This window comes from Streptomyces sp. NPDC014764, from assembly GCF_043082785.1.
Lineage (GTDB): Bacteria > Actinomycetota > Actinomycetes > Streptomycetales > Streptomycetaceae > Streptomyces > Streptomyces althioticus.
In genome coordinates, this window is the sequence record NZ_JBIBXY010000003.1 from 432,640 (window position 1) to 452,231 (window position 19,592).

General features: G+C 71.7%; 16 protein-coding genes. 8 read left to right on the top strand and 8 right to left on the bottom strand.

The genetic code is table 11. From position 1 onward, the window contains the following. Window positions 1-72: 72 nt before the first annotated feature. Entirely contained in the window at window positions 73-984 is a 912-nt protein-coding gene (locus ACF1AG_RS10730) for a helix-turn-helix transcriptional regulator (RefSeq protein WP_359601601.1), read from the top strand. Window positions 985-1,057: 73 nt separating this feature from the next. On the opposite strand, the gene ACF1AG_RS10735 is transcribed toward ACF1AG_RS10730, so the two are convergent. Together ACF1AG_RS10735 and ACF1AG_RS10740 are read right to left on the bottom strand one after the other, a co-directional pair. Continuing rightward, window positions 1,058-4,378, bottom strand: a complete 3,321-nt coding sequence (locus ACF1AG_RS10735; RefSeq protein ID WP_391809619.1) for a S8 family serine peptidase — start codon at window positions 4,376-4,378, stop codon at window positions 1,058-1,060. 311 nt (window positions 4,379-4,689) lie between these two features. Then, window positions 4,690-5,943: an Ig-like domain-containing protein gene (locus ACF1AG_RS10740; RefSeq protein WP_359606821.1), complete on the bottom strand. Its 1,254-nt coding sequence runs from the start codon at window positions 5,941-5,943 to the stop codon at window positions 4,690-4,692. A gap of 688 nt (window positions 5,944-6,631) precedes the next feature. Between ACF1AG_RS10740 and ACF1AG_RS10745 the strand changes: the two genes are divergently transcribed. After that, the gene (locus ACF1AG_RS10745; RefSeq protein WP_181383235.1) at window positions 6,632-6,958 is read left to right on the top strand and encodes an LAETG motif-containing sortase-dependent surface protein; all 327 of its coding nucleotides are present in this window, start codon (window positions 6,632-6,634) and stop codon (window positions 6,956-6,958) included. A gap of 58 nt (window positions 6,959-7,016) precedes the next feature. On the opposite strand, the gene hutH is transcribed toward ACF1AG_RS10745, so the two are convergent. The 3 genes from hutH to ACF1AG_RS10760 form a co-directional block, all read right to left on the bottom strand. Beyond that, a complete protein-coding gene (gene hutH, locus ACF1AG_RS10750) occupies window positions 7,017-8,585 on the bottom strand; it encodes a histidine ammonia-lyase (protein WP_359748531.1) in 1,569 nt (522 codons plus the stop codon). 88 nt (window positions 8,586-8,673) lie between these two features. Continuing rightward, window positions 8,674-9,825, bottom strand: coding sequence for a diguanylate cyclase domain-containing protein (locus ACF1AG_RS10755; protein WP_391809620.1), 1,152 nt, complete (start codon window positions 9,823-9,825; stop codon window positions 8,674-8,676). Between the two features lie 43 nt (window positions 9,826-9,868). Further along, entirely contained in the window at window positions 9,869-10,669 is an 801-nt protein-coding gene (locus ACF1AG_RS10760) for an enoyl-CoA hydratase/isomerase family protein (protein ID WP_391809621.1), read from the bottom strand. A 590-nt stretch (window positions 10,670-11,259) separates the two neighbouring features. Between ACF1AG_RS10760 and ACF1AG_RS10765 the strand changes: the two genes are divergently transcribed. Further along, entirely contained in the window at window positions 11,260-11,382 is a 123-nt protein-coding gene (locus tag ACF1AG_RS10765; RefSeq protein WP_391809622.1) for a hypothetical protein, read from the top strand. Between the two features lie 15 nt (window positions 11,383-11,397). On the opposite strand, the gene ACF1AG_RS10770 is transcribed toward ACF1AG_RS10765, so the two are convergent. Together ACF1AG_RS10770 and ACF1AG_RS10775 are read right to left on the bottom strand one after the other, a co-directional pair. Next, window positions 11,398-12,510: an adenylate/guanylate cyclase domain-containing protein gene (locus tag ACF1AG_RS10770; protein ID WP_359606814.1), complete on the bottom strand. Its 1,113-nt coding sequence runs from the start codon at window positions 12,508-12,510 to the stop codon at window positions 11,398-11,400. Between the two features lie 641 nt (window positions 12,511-13,151). Then, window positions 13,152-14,054 (bottom strand): biotin--[acetyl-CoA-carboxylase] ligase, encoded by a 903-nt coding sequence (locus ACF1AG_RS10775; protein WP_391809623.1) that lies wholly within the window; start codon window positions 14,052-14,054, stop codon window positions 13,152-13,154. 111 nt (window positions 14,055-14,165) lie between these two features. Here ACF1AG_RS10775 and ACF1AG_RS10780 point away from each other — a divergent pair, with 111 nt between their 5' ends. The 4 genes from ACF1AG_RS10780 (at window position 14,166) to ACF1AG_RS10795 (ending at window position 16,990) form a co-directional block, all read left to right on the top strand. Further along, entirely contained in the window at window positions 14,166-15,755 is a 1,590-nt protein-coding gene (locus ACF1AG_RS10780; RefSeq protein WP_359753267.1) for an acyl-CoA carboxylase subunit beta, read from the top strand. A 9-nt stretch (window positions 15,756-15,764) separates the two neighbouring features. Then, window positions 15,765-15,977 (top strand): acyl-CoA carboxylase epsilon subunit, encoded by a 213-nt coding sequence (locus ACF1AG_RS10785; protein WP_391809624.1) that lies wholly within the window; start codon window positions 15,765-15,767, stop codon window positions 15,975-15,977. Between the two features lie 129 nt (window positions 15,978-16,106). Further along, on the top strand, window positions 16,107-16,235 hold the full coding sequence (gene mmpB, locus ACF1AG_RS10790; protein ID WP_086703397.1) for a morphogenic membrane protein MmpB: 129 nt from the start codon (window positions 16,107-16,109) through the stop codon (window positions 16,233-16,235). Between the two features lie 134 nt (window positions 16,236-16,369). Then, on the top strand, window positions 16,370-16,990 hold the full coding sequence (locus ACF1AG_RS10795) for a nucleoside triphosphate pyrophosphatase (protein WP_359601148.1): 621 nt from the start codon (window positions 16,370-16,372) through the stop codon (window positions 16,988-16,990). Here ACF1AG_RS10795 and ACF1AG_RS10800 read toward each other — a convergent pair. Continuing rightward, window positions 16,959-17,423 (bottom strand): hypothetical protein, encoded by a 465-nt coding sequence (locus ACF1AG_RS10800; RefSeq protein WP_359753269.1) that lies wholly within the window; start codon window positions 17,421-17,423, stop codon window positions 16,959-16,961. The genes ACF1AG_RS10795 and ACF1AG_RS10800 overlap by 32 nt on opposite strands. Window positions 17,424-17,787: 364 nt before the next feature. Between ACF1AG_RS10800 and ACF1AG_RS10805 the strand changes: the two genes are divergently transcribed. Next, a complete protein-coding gene (locus ACF1AG_RS10805) occupies window positions 17,788-19,560 on the top strand; it encodes a biotin carboxylase N-terminal domain-containing protein (protein WP_359601150.1) in 1,773 nt (590 codons plus the stop codon). Window positions 19,561-19,592: the final 32 nt, after the last annotated feature.

A 19,592-nucleotide genomic window follows, 5' to 3' on the forward strand; every position in this document is an offset into this window, starting at 1 on the left:
TTGCCTACGCACGCTGTGCCTACCACTGGCGGGGACAGACACGAGGTGCGTACGAACGGGCACCATGGACATATGGACGAGCACACGGACGACCCGGCCGGCCTGCGGGGCGGACTGGACCCGCGTGCCGAGCTGAGCGAGTTCCTGCGCACGCGGCGGGCCCGGCTGAAGCCGCGGGACGTGGGACTGCCCGACCTCGGACGGCACCGCAGGGTGCCCGGTCTGCGCCGGGAGGAGCTGGCGCAGCTAGCCGGGGTGTCCGTGGCGTACTACACACGCCTGGAGCAGGGAAACGGGCGCAACGTGTCGACGGAGGTCCTCGACGCGATCGCCCGCGCGCTGCGGCTGAGCGACGCCGAGCACGCGCATCTGACGCATCTCGCCCGGCCGGGCCGGCGCCGCAAACGCCCGGAGCCCCGCAGCCGTCAGGCCCGCCCGGCGCTGCGGCAGCTGCTGGACGCGATGGAGACGGTCCCGGCGTACGTGGTGGGCCGGCGCTCGGAGATCCTCGCCTGGAACCGGATGGCGACGGCGGTCTTCGGCGACTGGGGCGCGCTGCCGCCCCAGGAGCGCAACTGGGCGCGGATCGTCTTCCTCGATCCCGCGCAGCGCGAGCTGTTCGTGGAGTGGGAGCAGAAGGCCTGCGACATGGTCGCCTATCTGCGCATGGACGCGGGCCGGCATCCGGACGACCCCGCGCTGTCCGCGCTGGTGGGCGAACTGTCCGTGAAGAGCGAGGAGTTCCGCACGCTGTGGGCACGGCACGACGTCAAGGAGAAGAGTCACGGCGTGAAGCGGCTGCGGCACCCGCTGGTCGGTGAGATGACGCTGCTGTGGGAGTCGTTCCGCCCGGCCGGGGAGGCCGAGCAGTCACTGGTGACGTACTTCGCGGAGGCCGGGTCGCCGTCGTCCGAGGCGCTGCGCCTGCTGGGCAGCTGGAACGCGGACGCGCCGGCGGACGGGCCGCGCACGCCGGCCGCCTGAGAAGCGGGACGGACACAGGAACGGCGACGCCCGCCGGAGGCGGATGCCTCCGGCGGGCGTCACCGGCGCCGGACTACTTGCCGTAGTAGGCGTTGTGGACCGTGATCAGGGACGCGTTGCCCTTCTTGTCGGTGATCTTGGCGCGCAGGGAGACCGCCTTGCCCTTCGCGGGGTTCTTGACGGTGACCTTGCCCTTCGTGACCTTGGTCTTCTGCCAGGTCTTGCCGCCGTTGTAGGAGACGTACACCGCGAGGGACTTGAGGTTCTTGCCCCTGGCGGCGCCCTCCACGACGACCGGGAAGGTGGCCTTCTTGCCGGCCGGGACCTTGCTGTCCAGCCCCGTGACCGCGGCGAACCGGGCCGAGGAGACGGGCAGCTGCTTCTGGCCCGACGTCTTCTTGGACCGGAAGGTCCAGCTCGCGTCGATGCGGGTGGACGCGGCGGCGACCTTGGCGCTCCGCCTGACCGAGGTGGTCAGCCGGTAGGCGGCGTCACCGGACGGGACGGCGAAGCTCTCCTCGCCGAACAGCGGGTCGGTGTGGGAGCCGGCCTTCTTGCCGTTGCGGTAGAGGGTCGTCACTGCGGAGGTGTGGTCGGACGAGCCCACGTGGCCCTTGCCGTCGGCGAACAGCGGGATCAGGCCGTAGATGCTGTTGCCGTCGCGGAAGACGCCGTAGGACGAGGTGAGACGCGGGCCGAAGACGGCCGTGTTCACGGTCTCCTTGTAGGTCCTGCCGCCCTTGTAGGTCCTGCCGGTGCCGATGCTGTAGAACGCGTCGTAGACGGGCCAGCCCTCCTCGTCGACCCCGCCGAGCTGCTCGAAGTCGAGGTCCCATGTCACGCCGTTGACCGTGGACAGGTACAGCGTGCGGGTGCCGGGCAGCTTCTGCTCCTGCGAGAAGCCGGTCGCGCCCGAGCCGCCGGGCAGCCAGCCGAACGCGGTGACGGCGCCCTGCTTGCCGCTCGCCGCGGCGCCCATGCCGACCTGGACGGTGGCGAACTCCTTGGCCTTGAAGGCACGGGTGTAGCCAGTGGCGACCTTCTTCACCTTGCCGCCGCTGACGGCGCTGTACTGCGCCTTGGCGCCGTTGCTGAAGTGGGCGTTCCACTGCTGGCTCAGCGTGCCGTTCGTGATCTGCGGGCCGAGGTGGGCGGTGCGGAAGCCGCTGAAGTTCTCCAGCCACCAGCCGTAGGAGACCGCGCCGTCGTTCGTCTCGATCGTGAAGTCGGTCGCGGCGAACTGCGCCTTGGCGCCCTTGCCCGGCACGGTGAACTTGACCGGCTTGGCCTTGCGGGCGTCCACCGTCACGGTCGTGTTCCTGGTGACGTCCAGCTTGGGCTGGGCGAGCCAGTCGGCGCCCCGCCACTTCTCCGGGTCGGCGCCCACGAGCACGCTGGCGTCCAGGACGTAACTGCCCTTGGGCACGCGCACGCTGACGGTGCCGTCGGCCTCGTACGGCGCGAACGACCGGTCCTTGCCGAGGCCGGTGAGGCCCGACAGGTACGTCATGTAGTTCGCGGTGGCCTTGCCGGAGCGGTCGAGGACCTTCAGCGTGACGGTGTAGGACTCGACCTCGCGCTCCACCGCGGCGGCGGTGCGCACGCTCTGGCCGGCGCCGGTGGCGACCACGTACGCCGAGTACGTGCCGTCGACCGTGCCGCCGAGGCGGGTGTCGGCGGTGACGTCCACGGAGGCCGTGCCGTTCGCCGGGACGGTGAGGGTGGAGGCGCCGAGGGTGAAGAAGCCGGCCGGGGCGGCCTTGCCGTTCGGGCCGGTCGCGGCCGACGTCAGCTTCAGCGTGACGTCCTCGGTGCCGAGGTTGCGGTAGGTGAGCTTCTTGGTGACCGGCTTGTCGTCGGCGTGCGGCCACTGCTGCACGCCGAAGCTCAGCGACACCGGCTCCGCGATCACGGTCTGCGTGATCGCCTTGTCCACCTGGACGCGGCCCGAGCCCTGCTCGAACGGCGTGTACTTCCCGTCCTTGGTGGAGGCGGTGAGCGCGCCCTTCAGCTCCGTGTACGTCCACTCCGGGTGCTGCTGCTTGAGCAGCGCGGCGGCGCCCGCGACGTGCGGGGTGGCCATCGAGGTGCCGGAGATGGTCATGTAGCCGGCCGGCTTCTCGCCGACCTCCTTGGCGATGTCGTTGCCCTTCGCCGAGGCGGCCGTGATGTCCACGCCGGGTGCGGTGACGTCCGGCTTGACGGCGCCGTCGCCGAGGCGCGGGCCGGTGGAGGAGAACTCGGCGAGCTTGTCCTTGTCGTCGACGGCGCCGACGGTGAGGGCGGAGTCGGCGCTGCCCGGCGAACCGATCGACTGCGGGCCCTCGTTGCCGGCCGCGACGGCGAAGAGGATGCCCTTCTCGGCGGACAGCTTGTCGACCGCCGCCTCCAGCGGGTCGGTCTCCGGGGTGTCCATGCCGCCGAGGCTCATGTTGACGATGTCGGCGCCCTGGGCGGCCGCCCACTCCATGCCGGCGAGGATCCCGGAGTCGTCGCCGAAGCCGGAGTCGTCGAGAACCTTGCCGTTGAGGATCTTCGCGCCGGGCGCGACGCCCTTGTACTTGCCCTTGGACCGGGCTCCCGTGCCGGCCGCGATGGACGCGACGTGGGTGCCGTGGCCGACCACGTCCCCGGTGCCGGGCGCGGAGGTGAAGTTCTTGGCCGCGCTCACCTGGCCCTCGAGGTCGGGGTGGGTGGCGTCCACACCGGTGTCCAGGACGGCGATCTTGACGCCCTTGCCGTCGTAGCCGGCCTCCCATGCCTTCGGGGTGCCGATCTGCCCGACCGAGGTGTCCAGGGACGCCTTGCGGACGCCGTCCAGCCAGACGCGTGCGACACCGGAGGCGGTGCGGTCGCCGTCGGTGACGGCCTCCCACAGCTCGGCCGTGGCCTCGTGCTGCGTCTGCACCGCGTCCGCGTTCAGGGACGTCAGCGCCCGGCGGACCGTGCCCGCGTCGCGGACGTCGGCCTTGGCGGTCTTCGCGGCGCCCCGGTAGCCGACGATGACCTTCAGACCGCCGCGGTGCGCGGTGCGGGTCGCCGCCCTGTTCAACTCGGTGACGTCGAAGAGACGTTGGTCCAGTTTGCCGGTCGCGACCAGCCGCGCGGCGTCGGCCGGGACGACCAGCGTGCGGCCGTCATGGCGGCGGATCTGGACGGGTATGTGCTCCCGGCCCTCGGCCGGCTCCAGGCCCACGACGCGTCCCTTGGCGTCCAGTGCGACCCGGTCACCGGTGATGAGGGTGACCCGGTGCTTCCCTTCGAACGCGGCCGCGCCGGCGGACGAGCCGGCCGCCCTGCCCTTCTCCCCGTTCGCCGACGCGGGGCCGGCCATGCCCGCCGCGAGCGCCACAGCGGTCGCCGTGGCGATCGTGGCCGCGCATGCTCTTTTCACTTGTCTGCGCAAGGTTCCCCCTAGCGAGATCTCCGGGCGGCAGAGGTGCCACCCGGCCGGGGGTGGTCTCGTACGCCCGTGCGCACCCCCCGGTGCTCGGAGTATGCCGACCGGTGATCAAGCGGCTCAAGGGATTCGGGAGTGGTCGGCAAGTCGCCGGGTGACTGTGATGTGGCCGCCGGAACTCCGTTACGAGATCGCGTGGTTGGGGCGGGAGGGACACAGGACGGCCGATGCCCCCGTCACCGCTCCCGAAGGAGGGGACGAGGGCATCGGCCGTGTGGTGTGGGTCCGTCGTGGCGGAGGGGGCGTCAGACCGCGGAGCCGGCCTTCCACTGCTCCCAGCTCATGTTCCAGCCGTTGAGGCCGTTGTCCGGGGCGATGGTCTTGTCGCCGGTGTTCTGCACGACGACGACGTCACCGACGATCGAGTTGTTGTAGAACCAGGCACCCGGCGTGCTCGGGTCGTTGGCGCCCTTGGCGTCGGCGAGGCCCACGCAGCCGTGGCTCGTGTTGACGCTGCCGAAGATGGACTTCGCACCCCAGTAGTTGCCGTGGATGAAGGTGCCGGACGTGCTCAGACGCATGGCGTGGGGCACGTCCTTGATGTCGTACTCGCCCTTGCCGTCGTCGTCGGTGAAGCCGACCGTGGCGCCGTTCATCCGGGTCTCCTTGAACTTCTCGGAGATCACCATCTGGCCCTCGTACGTCTTGTTCTCGGGCGCGCCGGCGGAGATCGGGATGGTCTTGACGGTCTTGCCGTTCTGCGTGACCTTCATCTGCTTGGTCTTGGCGTCGACGTAGGAGACCTGGTTGCGCCCGATCTTGAAGGTGACCGTCTTCTGCTGGACGCCGTAGACGCCCTCGGCGCCCTCGACCCCGTCGAGCGCCAGCTTCAGGGTGACGGTGGAGCCCTCCTGCCAGTACTGCTCGGGGCGGCAGTCCATGCGGTTGGCGTTGAACCAGTGGCAGGCCACCTCCTGGCCGCTGCTGGAGGACACCTCGATGCCCTTCTGCACGGCGGCCTTGTTGGTGATGGCCTTGTCGAAGTTGATCGACACGGGCATGCCGACGCCGACCGTGGTGCCGTTGTCCGGGGTGAAGTTGCCGATGAAGCTGTTGGACGGGGAGACCGTCGTGAAGGAGGCGTTCTCGTGGGCGACGAGGCCCTCGGAGTCCTTCGCGGAGGCCGACAGCTTGTAGGTGGTGGCGCGCTCGAGCTGGCCGCTGGGCTTCCAGCTCTTCTTGTCGGCCGATATCTGGCCCTCGACGGCGGTGCCGTCGGCGGTGGTCATCGTGACCTCGGTGAGCTCGCCCTTGTCGACGGTCACCGTGGCCGAGTTGTTGATGGAGGCGTTGTTCGACCCGTCCTTGGGCGTGATCTTGATCTGCGCCTCGGAGGACTTCTTGGCCGCCGCCTCGTCGACCTGCGCCTGCGAGGTGTCCTTGCCGTCGGACCCCGCGGCGTCGTCGTCCCCGCCGGAGCACGCCGAGAGCACCAGAACTCCGCCGAGCAGAGCGGACGCGGCCGCCAGACCCCTGCGCCGCCGCTTACCGTCCGTCATCACACGCTTCTCCATCGTTGCCAGAATCCCAACCCCACGAGGCCCCTGGCGGGAGCCGAGGCACCTCGTCCACAACCTTCAACGCTACGACCGGGTGATCCGGTTCCCGAGTCCCACGCATGTGGGACTCACCACGTCCGCCGTTGCGGACCGCGGGAACGCCGGTCAGTGCGCCGATTGAGACGTGCCGGCCCGGGGCGCCGGTTGCCTTCCGGGGTCAACATTTCCCCAAGTCGCCTCAGCCGGCGCGAAACCCGCCGTCGGGGACGCGTCGTCGTGGTGGGACTCTTCGTCGTCGGACTCGTCTTCGCAGTCCTCGTCGAACCGGTCGCCATCCTCGTCGCCGCTCACCCCTTCACGCGAGTACGAGCCGTGATCCAACCCCCCGCCGCCGTACGCCCTCCGCCCCGGCCGGCCCCCCGCCACCCCCGCCGACCAGTACGAACGGATACGTAAGAGAGCACGGGGATTCTTACTGTGGCCTCGGTCACAAACCTTTGCCCGCAAGCCCGTTGAGCATCCACCCCTCCTCCCTTTCGGGTGAATCCTGGCAAATCGCCACATCTCCCACGGGCTTGTCACCGGAGCGCACAGAGAAGGGCTCGCGTGACTTTCCTGTGACCCGCACGGTTCACTACCATCAGCCCACACGGCCAATTCGCCAGCGCCACAAGGGGATCGATATTCCGTGTCATCCGCGCTCCGTCCGTTGCTGACCGCCACCGCCGCGGGCACGCTGCTCTGCGCCCTGTGGTTCGTCCCGTCCGCGAACGCGACCTCGGACGCCCCGGCCCGGACCGCGCCGTCCGCGAGCCCGTCCCCACAGGTCACCGAGCAGGCGAGAGGCGTGTCGAGCGCGACGACGGCCAACCTGGAGAGCACCGGCCAGGAGGTCCGCCTCGCGGACACCGGCAGCTTCGACAGCACCCCGTACATCGTCGGCGGCACGGCCTGTCTGGCCCTCGGCGCCGGCTTCGTCGTCTATTCGGTCCGCCGGGAGCGCCTGGAGTTCTGAGCGCCCCTCCCACGGCACACCGGGGCCCCGCGGAGCCGTCCGCGGGGCCCCGGCCTTTTCACTTCAGAGGCCCCGTGACCCGTTCCACGGCCTCGACCAGCCGCCCGTCGCGTACGAAGGTCTCCGCGGCGGCGAGGTCGGGCGCCAGGTACCGGTCGGGGCCGGGACCGCCCACACCGGCCTCCCGCAGCGCCTTCAGGACCGCCCGTGTCGCCGGGGCGGGGGTGAGCCCCTCACGCAGTTCCACGGCCCGTGCGGCGGCGTACAGCTCCACGGCGACGACCCTGGTCAGGGCGTCGACGGCGGTGCGCAGCTTGCGCGCCGCCGACCAGCCCATGGAGACGTGGTCCTCCTGCATCGCGGACGACGGGATGGAGTCCGCCGACGCCGGCACGGCGAGCCGTTTCAGCTCGGCGACCAGGGCGGCCTGCGTGTACTGGGCGATCATCAGGCCGGAGTCGACGCCGGCGTCGTCGGCGAGGAACGGCGGCAGTCCGTGGCTGCGGTTCTTGTCCAGCAGCCGGTCGGTACGGCGCTCCGTGATGGAGGCGAGGTCGGCGACGGCGATGGCGAGGAAGTCCAGGACGTAGGCGACCGGAGCGCCGTGGAAGTTGCCGTTGGACTCGACCCTGCCTCCCCCAGAGCCGAAAGCCTGGGAGGTACCCCCAGGCAGTACGACCGGATTGTCCACCGCCGCCGCGAGTTCGCGCTCGGCGACCAGCCGGGCGTGCGCGAGGGTGTCGCGTCCGGCGCCGGCGACCTGGGGGGCGCAGCGCACGGAGTAGGCGTCCTGCACCCGGGGCGCGTCGTCCTGGTGATGCCCCGTCAGGCCGGAACCCTCGAGGACGGCCAGCATGTTGGCGGCGCTGGCGGCCTGACCGGGGTGCGGCCGGATGGCGTGCAGCTCCGGGGCGAGCACCCTGTCGGTGCCGAGCAGCGCCTCCAGGCTCAGCGCGGCGGTGACGTCGGCGGACCGGTAGAGGAGGTCCAGGTCGGCGAGGGCCATGACCAGCATGCCGAGCATGCCGTCGGTGCCGTTGAGGAGGGCGAGCCCTTCCTTCTCCCGCAGCTCGACGGGCCGGATGCCGTGTTCGGCCAGCAGGTCGCCGGCGGGCCGCACGCTGCCGTCGGGGCCCTCCGCCTCCCCCTCGCCCATGAGCGCCAGGGCGCAGTGCGAGAGCGGGGCGAGGTCGCCGGAACAGCCGAGCGAGCCGTACTCGTGCACCACCGGGGTGATCCCGGCGTTCAGCACGTCGGCCATGGCCTGCGCGACCTCCGGCCGGACGCCGGTGTGCCCGGAGCAGAGGGTCTTGAGCCGCAGGAACATCAGCGCGCGGACGACCTCCCGCTCCACCCGGGGCCCCATGCCGGCGGCGTGCGAGCGGACGATGTTGCGCTGGAGCTGCGCGCGCAGGTCCGGACTGATGTGCCGGGTCGCCAGGGCGCCGAAGCCGGTGCTCACCCCGTAGACCGGGTCCGGCTTGGCCGCCAGGGCGTCCACGATCTCGCGGGACGCGGCGAGGGCGGCGACCGCCTCCTCGGACAGTTCGACGCGGGCCCCGTCGCGCGCCACGGCCAGCACGTCGGACGCGGTCACGTCCGACGTCCCCACCACCACAGTGTGCATATTCATATTCAGGAGCCTACGCAGTGAATGCGTCACTGTCACCACCGGACCCGGCCCGCACCCCTTACCCGGACCCGGCCCGCACCCCTTACCCGGGCGCGTGCCGCCCGCGGAACCGGCGCCGCTCCCCGTCGGCCTCCCGCGAGGGTTCGTCCGCGAGCCGAACCACGGGGTCGTCCGCCCCCTCCCGCCCGGCCACCACGGGTTGCGCGGCCCGCTCGGCCTTGGCCCGGTACTGAGCCGCGTCGGCCAGCCGGAACAGCCGCCGCGCCGAATGCACCGGCCCGATCGGGTCCTCCGTGGACGCCACCCCGCACGCGACACCGTCGCCGATGCCCAGCTCAACGGCCCGCCGGCAGACCTCGTCGGCCGCCTTGACCACCTCGTCGGCGGACGGCCCCACCGCCAGCAGACAGAACTCGTCCCCGCCGAGCCGCGCCGCCAGGGCGCCCGGCAGCATCGCCCCGCACAGCGACAGCACGCTCCCGAAACGCTCCAGCAGCCGGTCCCCCACGGAGTGCCCGAGGGTGTCGTTGACCCGCTTCAGCCCGTTGACGTCGCACACCACCAGGCTGACCACGGCCCCGTCCCGCCGGTGCAGCTCGACCGCCTCGTCCAGCCGGGCGTCCACCGCCCGGCGGTTCGCCAGCCCCGTCAGCGAGTCCGTGAAGGCCAGCCGCCGCGCCTCCTCGAGACGCTCGGTCTGCGCGATCCCCGCGGCCACCACGGCGGCCAGCACGGTCGCGAAGTCGGCGTCCGCCCCTCCGAACACGGGCTCGCCCACCGGCCGGGCCACGTACAGCTCGCCCCAGGCCCGCCCGTGCAGCACGATGGGCGCGACCACGCAGCAGCCGCGACCGCGCCGCCGCAGCGCCGCCACCCGCTGGTGGCAGTACCCGGCGCGCCCCTCCTCGGGGCCCTGCGCGGTCTCCACCCAGGCGTCGGGCTCTCCCCCGCCGGCCCACTGCTCGTGCAGGAACTCGGTGATCTCGGCGAACTGGTGCACCGGGTACGACTCGTCGTCGGGGAACTCCTCCTCCCCCTCGGCGAGCTCCCCGACGTTCACCAGCACCCTCAGCCGTCCGAGCTCCCGCTCCCACACGGACAGCGCGGCGAAGCTCCCGCCCAGGGCCCGGCGGGCCCCGCCGGCCGCGGCCCGCCACGCCTCCCGCGAACTGTGCGCGGCGGCCATGCCCTGAGCCAGCGCCACCACGGCCGCCAGACGGCTCTCCTCACCCATTCCCCCAGGTTAGGGATATTTTCCGCTTATCGAGACATCGGGGTCACTCACCCGGCCACTCCGGCCGCCGCTTCTCGTTGAAAGCGGCGACCCCTTCCGCCCGGTCCCCGGAGAACGCCACGGACCGCCAGGCCGCGTCCTCGACCTCGAGACCGGCCGGCAGGTCGAGCCCGTGCCCCAGTCGCAGCGCCCGCTTGGCGGCCCGCAGCCCCACGGGCGAGTTCCCGGCGATCCGCGCGGCCATGGCGAGCGCGTCCTCACGGTCCCGCCCCTCGTTCACCAGCACATCCACGAGCCCGATCTCCCGGGCCTCCCCGGCCTCGACCCGCCGCGCGGTGAAGATCAGCTCGGCCGCACGCGCCGACCCGACCCGCCGGGGCAGCAACTGCGTACCACCTCCGCCCGGGATGACGCCGACGGACACCTCGGGCAGCCCCATGACGGCCGTACGGTCGGCCACGATCACGTCACACGACAGGGCGAGCTCACATCCGCCCCCCAGGGCGAATCCGTGCACGGCGGCAATGGCGGGCACGGGCAGCTGAAGCACCCCGGTGTAGGCGCCCCGCGCCACGGGCCGCTGCCGCACGAGATCGGCATCCGTGAACGAGTTCCGCTCCTTCAGATCGGCCCCCACACAGAAGGCCCGCTCGTGCGACGAGGTCAGCACCACCGCCCGTACGTCCCGGTCCCCACCCAGCGCCGCACAGGCGCCGGCGATCGAACGGGCCATCTCGGTCGACACCGCGTTCATGGCCGTCGGCCGGTCGAGGACGAGCTCCGCGACATGCCCCCGCTCGTGCCGCCGCACCAGCACGAACTCCCCGAACCGTTCCTCACTCATGACACCCTCCGGTTAACGCGGGTTAACTTGGCTCGCCCCGATCATGGCAGCCGCGAGCCGCCGAGGAAAAGGGTCCACCCGTTCGAGTGACATACGACCGACTCGCCTGAGCCGCACCGCCCTCGGCGCATACCGTGCGCACACCGCGCGCGCCGGGGGCGCACGCAGGGGGGAGACAGACCATGACACCGGCCGAGACGCGCACCGTCCCCCGGGGACGCCACCGAAAACCCCGCCACCGCCGCGCCCTTCTGGCCGCGGGCGCCCTGACCCTGACGGCGGGCGCGGCGACGCTCATCCACCTGTCGACGCCGGACGCCCCGCCCAGCAACACGAGGGCGGCCTCGCTCCCCTCCTTGGAGGAGAGCGGCGCCCCCACCGCACCGGGCAGGACGACGAGTCCCCGCAAGGGCACGACACCCCCGCCCACACCCCACCCGAGCCCGACGTCACCGAGGGCCCAGGGCGGAAAGGCACAGGCACCGCTGACGCAGCCGCCACCACCACAGCCGTCGACGGCACCACCAGGCCCGCACACGGCGACACCCCCGCCACCCAGGACGTCACCGACACCTGAGAACCCGCCGGAAGTGAAGCCGACACCACCGGCGTCGACGACGACACCCCCACCCCCGCCACCCGACGACGAGCACGAGGACGAGAAGGACCGCGCCCTCTGTCTCCCGCTGCTGAACATCTGCCTCGGCGGCTGAGAGCCGCGCCGACGGTCAGTCGGCGGATGCCTCCGGGGGAGTCCTCCGGGTGAGCAGCCAGGGCTCGACCACGCCGAGACCACGGACGGGCCGCTGCCACATCGGCTGGAGGGCGAACCGGTACGAGGGCGGCTCCTCGCCCTCCTTCTCCGCCTTCGTCGCCGCTTCGGCCGCAGCGGCCTCGCTGGCCGGCGCGTCACCGGTGCGGATCAGCTCCTGGGCGAAGTCGGCGTCCACCAGCACCGCGTCGCGGGGGGCTATGGAGGTCAGCCGGGAGGCGAGGTTGACGGTGGTGCCGAAGACATCGCCCATCCGGGTGGTGACGGTGCCGAAGGCCATGCCGACGCGCAGTTCCGGCATGGTCTGGTCGTTCGCCATGGTCTCTATCAACCGCAGGGCGATCTCCGCGGCGGTCCCGGCGTCGTCGGCGGCGTACAGCACCTCGTCCCCGAGGGTCTTGATCAGCCGCCCGCCGCGCGCCGCGACCAGATCGGCGGCCGTCGTCTCGAAGGCCTCGACCAGCTCGCCGAGCTCCTCCTCCTCCATCCGCCGGGTGAGGCGGGTGAAGCCCACGAGGTCGGCGAAGGCGACGGCGAGCCGCCGGTCCACCATCTCCTCGTCGTCGGCCTCCTGCACCACACGCCCGGCCGAGGCGGCGAGCTGCCGCCGCCACACGTAGACCAGGAACTCCTCCAGCTCGGGCAGGAGCAGCTCGACGATCGGATACGTGACCTCGGTGCGGGTCATGCCCGGCTCGGGCGGCTCCGTGAGCCCTTCCAGGAACGAATCGATCTGCCATTCGGCCAGACGCGCGGTGGTCTGACCGGTGGACCGGGCGACCTGGACTGCCATGGCCTCACTCAGCAGGCCGGCCTCCACCAGACCCGCGAGGCGGCGCAGAGCGAGGACGTCCGCCTCCGTCAGGGCCTTCGCCTGACCCACGTCGGCGAAGCCCATGGCACGCCAGAAGCGGGTGGCGAGCTCCATCGTGACGCCGGCGCTGCGGGCCGCCTGGAACGGCGTGTAACGGCGCTCGGCGCCCAGAATGAGCTGCTCGAGGCGCAGAGCAAGCGGATCCTCGCCGTCGCCCTGCGCGTCCGCACCGGAACCCGAGTCGTCGACGCTCACGCGTTGCTGCCCTTCCGATCTGTCACGGCCATGTCTCGACCGGGCTCAACTCTACGGCAGGTGTGCGGTAGCTCACTCCGTCAGGTTGGGCCATGGGTGAGGTGTGGGGCGCGTGCCTCTACTTACGCGCCGGGGGCGGCATCCGGGGGTGCGTTTTCAGCCACGGTCGCGGCGGGGCTGGGTGTTGCACACCCGGGTGGGGTGCTGCCCAGATACCCGTCGCGGGTGCGGCCCGCGGGAGTCGGCGCACCTGGCGCCAAACAGGGTGCCGTCGCGCCCACCGTGCCGCCCTGGGCGGCACGGATGCCCGCGGTGAGCGCGCCACCGGTGCCGGTGCAGCCGCCGATGGCGCGGAGGGGACGGGGTGGGGGTGGGCGCCCGCAGCGGCCGGCGCGTCCACGCCCTGGGCAATGCAACACGCACTCTCGCGCCAGACCGAGGACGACCACCCCCACCGCGGCCCCGCACCACCACCCCACCGTGGGCGCTACACCAACCCCCACCGGGGCGGACGTTGCGCCGCAGGCGTCAAACCCAAGCCCCCACCGGCCAGACCCCCACCACAGCCGTCACCCCCCCCCCACCGGGCGCCCCGCCTCCCACCGGGCGCTCCGCCCCCCACCGGGCGCTCCGCCGTCACCTCACCCCGCAGCCCGCAGATGCACGATGTCCCCCGCCCCCACCGGCTCCTGCACCCCCGCCTCCGTAGCCAGCACCAACCGCCCGTCCCCGTCCACAGCCACCGCTTCCCCCACCAGCGCCCGCTCCCCCGGCAGCTCCGCCCGCACGACCCGCCCCAGCGTCGCGCAACCCGCCGCGTACGCCTCCTGCAGCCCGCACGCCCCCGCGTCACCACCAGCAGCCCGCCACCGCCCGTACCAGTCCTCGATCCCCCGCAGCACAGCCCGCAGCAGCGGATCCCGATCAGTGCTCACGGCCCCCGCCAGCCCCAGCGACCCCGCCGTAGGCACAGGCAGCTCCTCGGCCCGCAAGCTGACATTCACACCGACCCCCACCACCACGCCCCCGCCGTCCCCGGTGGCCTCCGCCAGGATCCCCCCAGCCTTCCGCTCCTCTCCCCCCACCGTCACCAGCACGTCATTGGGCCACTTCAACGCCGTGTCCACGCCCGCGGCCCGAGCGAGCCCCGTAGCCACGGCAACCCCCGTCAGCAACGGCAGCCACCCCCACCGCTCCATCGGCACACCGGCATCCCCGGGCCGCAGCGACACGGAGAAGAACAGCCCGGACCGAGCCGGAGCCACCCACTTCCGGTCCAGCCGCCCCCGCGCAGCGCTCTGCTCCTCGGCGACGAGAACGACCCCCTCCCTCAACCCGCCCTCGCCCTCGCCCCCGGCAGCCGCCCGCGCCACAAGGTCGGAGTTCGTGGAGCCGGTCCGCTGCACCACGTCCAGCTCCCTCCACAAACCCCCCTCCCGTACAAGAGCCCGCCGCAACGCGGCGGCGTTCAGCGGGGGCCGGTCGAGATCGGACCACCGACTGCGACGGGGCTCAGGGGATTCGGAGTCATCTCGGGGTGTCATGCAACCCACACTAGGTGTGGGAAACACCGCACTGCCGAACACACAGCCCCCCACTACGCTACGGATGAGTAACCGTCCCCCCCTTTTGAGCAGGCAGGGAGCCGCATCCCGATGTCCGAGCCGGAAGAGCAGCAGCCTGACATCCACACCACCGCGGGCAAGCTCGCGGATCTCCAGCGTCGTATCGAAGAGGCGACGCACGCCGGCTCCGCACGTGCCGTCGAAAAGCAGCACGCCAAGGGCAAGCTGACGGCCCGTGAGCGGATCGACCTCCTGCTCGACGAGGGCTCCTTCGTCGAACTGGACGAGTTCGCCCGGCACCGCTCCACCAACTTCGGCCTCGATGCGAACCGCCCGTACGGCGACGGAGTCGTCACCGGCTACGGCACGGTCGACGGCCGCCCGGTCGCCGTCTTCTCCCAGGACTTCACCGTCTTCGGCGGCGCCCTCGGCGAGGTCTACGGCCAGAAGATCGTCAAGGTGATGGACTTCGCCCTCAAGACGGGCTGTCCCGTCATCGGCATCAACGACTCCGGCGGCGCCCGCATCCAGGAGGGCGTGGCCTCCCTCGGCGCGTACGGCGAGATCTTCCGCCGCAACACCCACGCGTCCGGTGTGATCCCGCAGATCAGCCTGGTCGTGGGCCCCTGCGCGGGCGGCGCGGTCTACTCCCCCGCCATCACCGACTTCACGATCATGGTCGACCAGACCAGCCACATGTTCATCACCGGCCCGGACGTCATCAAGACGGTCACCGGCGAGGACGTCGGCTTCGAGGAGCTCGGCGGCGCCCGCACCCACAACTCGACCTCCGGCGTCGCGCACCACATGGCGGGCGACGAGAAGGACGCGATCGAGTACGTCAAGCAGCTCCTCTCCTACCTGCCCTCGAACAACCTCTCGGAGCCGCCCGCCTTCCCCGAGGAGGCGGACCTGACGGTCACCGACGAGGACCGCGAACTCGACACGATCGTGCCGGACTCGGCGAACCAGCCGTACGACATGCACACGGTCATCGAGCACGTCCTCGACGACGCGGAGTTCTTCGAGACGCAGCCCCTGTTCGCGCCGAACATCCTCACGGGGTACGGCCGCGTCGAGGGCCGCCCCGTAGGCATCGTGGCGAACCAGCCGATGCAGTTCGCCGGCTGCCTGGACATCACCGCCTCGGAGAAGGCGGCCCGCTTCGTGCGGACCTGCGACGCCTTCAACGTCCCGGTGCTGACCTTCGTCGACGTCCCCGGCTTCCTGCCGGGCGTGGACCAGGAGCACGACGGCATCATCCGCCGCGGCGCCAAGCTGATCTACGCCTACGCGGAGGCCACGGTCCCCCTGATCACCGTCATCACCCGCAAGGCGTTCGGCGGCGCGTACGACGTCATGGGCTCCAAGCACCTGGGCGCCGACCTCAACCTGGCCTGGCCGACGGCCCAGATCGCGGTGATGGGCGCGCAGGGGGCCGTCAACATCCTGCACCGCCGCACCATCGCCGAGTCGGACGACGCCGAGGCGACCCGCGCCCGGCTGATGCAGGAGTACGAGGACGCTCTCCTCAACCCCTACGTCGCCGCCGAGCGGGGTTACGTCGACGCGGTGATCATGCCGTCCGACACCCGCCGCCACATCGTCCGTGGCCTGCGTCAGCTGCGGACCAAGCGCGAGAGCCTGCCCCCGAAGAAGCACGGCAACATCCCCCTGTAAGGAGCCGCTGTGACGATCAAGGTCGTACGGGGCAACCCGACCCCGGAGGAGCTGGCCGCCGCACTGGCGGTGGTCAGGGCGCGTGCCGCGGCGGCGGCCACCCTGCCGTCCGGCGCGCCCACGATCCCCGACGCCTGGTCCGACCCGTCCCGCATCGCCGCGCGCCGTGTGCCCCAGCCGGGCCCGGCGTCGTGGTCGCGGACGTACTGGCCGGGCGGCTGACTCCACACCACCGACCAGGACGGGCCGTACGCACCGCGTACGGCCCGTCCGGCGTGTCGAAGGCGTCCGTCGCCAAGTTGAGTACGCGTACTCAGGCGCCCCGCGCAGGCTCCGCCGCACGCTGGAGGAATGCTGTGGTCCGACCCCGAGAACAAGCCGCCGAAGGAACTGCGTGACACGCAGGAGATGCTGCGGCGGCTGGGCGTTCTCATGGCACTGGCCATGGTCCTGGCGATGCTGGTGATCGGCGTCAGGTGATCGGCGCGAGGTCCTCGGCGTCAGGTGATCGGCGCGAGGATGAGCCGCCCTCACTCCGCACGAGGCGCCGCGGCCCCGCGCGGGCCGTGCCGGCGCGAGATGAGCCGTCCGGAGGACGCCGATACGCTGACCGCATGACAGATCAGCCGCGTCGCCGCCTCGTTCTCGCCTCCCAGTCCCCCGCCCGGCTCGGGCTGCTCCGCCAGGCCGGGCTGACGCCCGAGGTGATCGTCAGCGGGGTCGACGAGGACGCCGTCTCCGCCCCCACGCCCGCCGAGCTGGCGCTGGCCCTGGCCGAGGCGAAGGCGTCCGTGGTCGCAGCGCGGCCCGAGGCGAAGGGCGCGCTGGTGATCGGCTGCGACTCGGTGCTGGAGCTGGACGGTCAGGCCCTCGGCAAGCCGGAGGACGCCGAGGAGGCCACCGCGCGCTGGAAGGCGATGCGGGGCCGCGCGGGCACGCTCCAGACCGGCCACTGCGTCTACGACACCGTCAGCGGCCGCTACGCCTCCGCCACCGCCTCCACGGTGGTCCGTTTCGGCGAGCCCTCGGACGAGGAGATCGCGGCCTACGTGGCCTCGGGCGAGCCGCTGCACGTGGCGGGGGCGTTCACCCTGGACGGCCGCTCGGCGCCGTTCATCGACGGCATCGACGGCGACCACGGCAACGTGATCGGCCTCAGCCTGCCGCTCGTACGGCGCCTGTTGGCCGAGCTGGGCGTCGGGATCACGGAGCTGTGGGCGCCGCGGGAGGACTGAGGGGCGGCGTCCCCGCGTCGACGGGCTCGTCGGGCTTCCCCGGCCGCCCGTCGTACGTCATCAGGAGCAGCACGATCAGCGCGAGGACGACGACCATGAAGAGGAACGCCGTCCACCCGATCAGGCCCCATGCGAAGGCGCCGAGCAGCGCATGGACCACGGCGGCGCTGATCAGCAGCACCTTGCCCAAGCCGGCCGGGGCCCGGTCGCGCAGGGCGACCAGCAGGGCCACCACTCCGCACAGGCCGAAGTAGAGCCCGAAGACCACTCCGCCGGCCTTCGACGACACCGACATCACGTCCGGGTCGAGGCCGGCCAGCGACATGTCCTGCCGGTCGACGACGACACCCAGGAACCAGTTCACCGCCAGCACGCCCAGCGCCTCGGCGAACAGCACGAGCGCGACGATCCACGCCACCGGTCTGCGGACCACCGGCCCCCACCCACTTTCGAGCACGACTGTGGTTACCCCGAGTATGTTCGGGACGACGCGAAGGCTACTAACGGGTAAACCTCGGTACAAGGGGCGTGCGGCGGGCAAAGAATCATTGGGCCATTCGTAGGGACTCCACAAAGAATCGAAGTGGGCCGCAGCACGCTCTCACAGAGACCTTGACCACACGACAGGGCTAGGGTTTCCGGGAGGAGTCCTGCGTACCGAGGTGCGACAAGGGATTTCGCGGGTCGAGCGAGCCTCGCATCACGCTCCGTGTGGGCAAGCTCACCACTGGGGACGGGTCGAAGTGCCGTGTCGGCAGTCCCTAAACTCGGCTTGTTTCAAGGAGGGAGCCTCAATCGTGCGCAAGGTGCTCATCGCCAACCGTGGCGAAATCGCTGTCCGCGTTGCCCGGGCCTGCCGGGATGCCGGAATCGCGAGCGTTGCCGTCTACGCCGACCCGGACCGGGACGCTCTGCATGTCCGCGCCGCGGATGAGGCGTTCGCCCTGGGCGGTGACACTCCGGCCACCAGCTACCTCGACATGGACAAGGTGCTGAAGGCCGCGCGGGAGTCCGGGGCCGACGCGATCCACCCCGGCTACGGCTTCCTCTCGGAGAACGCCGAATTCGCCCAGGCCGTTCTGGACGCGGGCCTCATCTGGATCGGCCCGCCACCGCAGGCCATCCGCGACCTCGGTGACAAGGTCGCCGCCCGGCACATCGCCCAGCGTGCCGGCGCCCCGCTGGTGGCGGGCACGCCCGACCCGGTGTCCGGCGCGGACGAGGTCGTCGCGTTCGCCGAGGAGCACGGCCTGCCGATCGCCATCAAGGCCGCCTTCGGCGGCGGCGGGCGCGGCCTGAAGGTCGCCCGGACCCTGGAAGAGGTCCCCGAGCTGTACGACTCGGCCGTCCGCGAGGCGGTCGCCGCCTTCGGCCGCGGCGAGTGCTTCGTCGAGCGCTACCTGGACAAGCCGCGCCACGTGGAGACCCAGTGCCTGGCCGACAGCCACGGCAACGTGGTCGTGGTCTCCACCCGTGACTGCTCCCTGCAGCGCCGCCACCAGAAGCTGGTCGAGGAGGCCCCGGCGCCGTTCCTGTCGAAGGAGCAGAACGCCGAGCTGTACCGCGCCTCCAAGGCCATCCTGAAGGAGGCCGGCTACGTCGGCGCGGGCACCGTGGAGTTCCTCGTCGGCAACGACGGCACGATCTCCTTCCTCGAGGTCAACACCCGCCTCCAGGTGGAGCACCCGGTGACCGAGGAGGTCTCCGGCATCGACCTGGTGCGCGAGATGTTCCGCATCGCCGACGGCGAGGAGCTCGGCTACGACGACCCGCCGCTGCGCGGTCACTCCTTCGAGTTCCGCATCAACGGCGAGGACCCGGGCCGCAACTTCCTGCCCGCGCCCGGCACCGTCACCACGTTCGCCCCGCCGTCCGGCCCGGGTGTGCGTCTGGACGCGGGCGTGGAGTCCGGCAGCGTGATCGGCCCGGCGTGGGACTCCCTGCTGGCGAAGCTGATCGTCACCGGCGCCACCCGCGAGCAGGCCCTGCAGCGCGCCTCGCGCGCCCTGGAGGAGTTCACGGTGGAGGGCATGGCCACGGCCATCCCGTTCCACCGCGCGGTGGTCAAGGACGCGGCGTTCGCCCCCGAACTGACCGGCTCCGCCGACCCCTTCACGGTCCACACCCGCTGGATCGAGACCGAGTTCGTCAACGACCTGAAGCCCTTCGTCTCGCCCGTGGACGCGGACGCCGAGGAGGAGACGGGCCGCGAGACGGTCGTCGTGGAGGTCGGCGGCAAGCGCCTGGAGGTCTCCCTGCCCGCGTCGCTCGGCATGAGCCTGGCGCGCACGGGTCTGGCCGCCGGCGCCAAGCCGAAGCGCCGTGCCGCCCGCAAGTCGGGCCCGGCGGCCTCCGGTGACACCCTCGCCTCCCCGATGCAGGGCACGATCGTCAAGGTCGCGGTCGAGGAGGGCCAGGAGGTCAAGGAGGGCGACCTGGTCGTCGTCCTGGAGGCGATGAAGATGGAGCAGCCCATCAACGCCCACCGCTCCGGCACCGTCAAGGGCCTGAACGCCGAGGTCGGCGGTTCGGTCACGTCCGGCGCGGCGATCTGCGAGATCAAGGACTGACCGCTCACGTCACAGCGCCCGGCGTCCTCCCG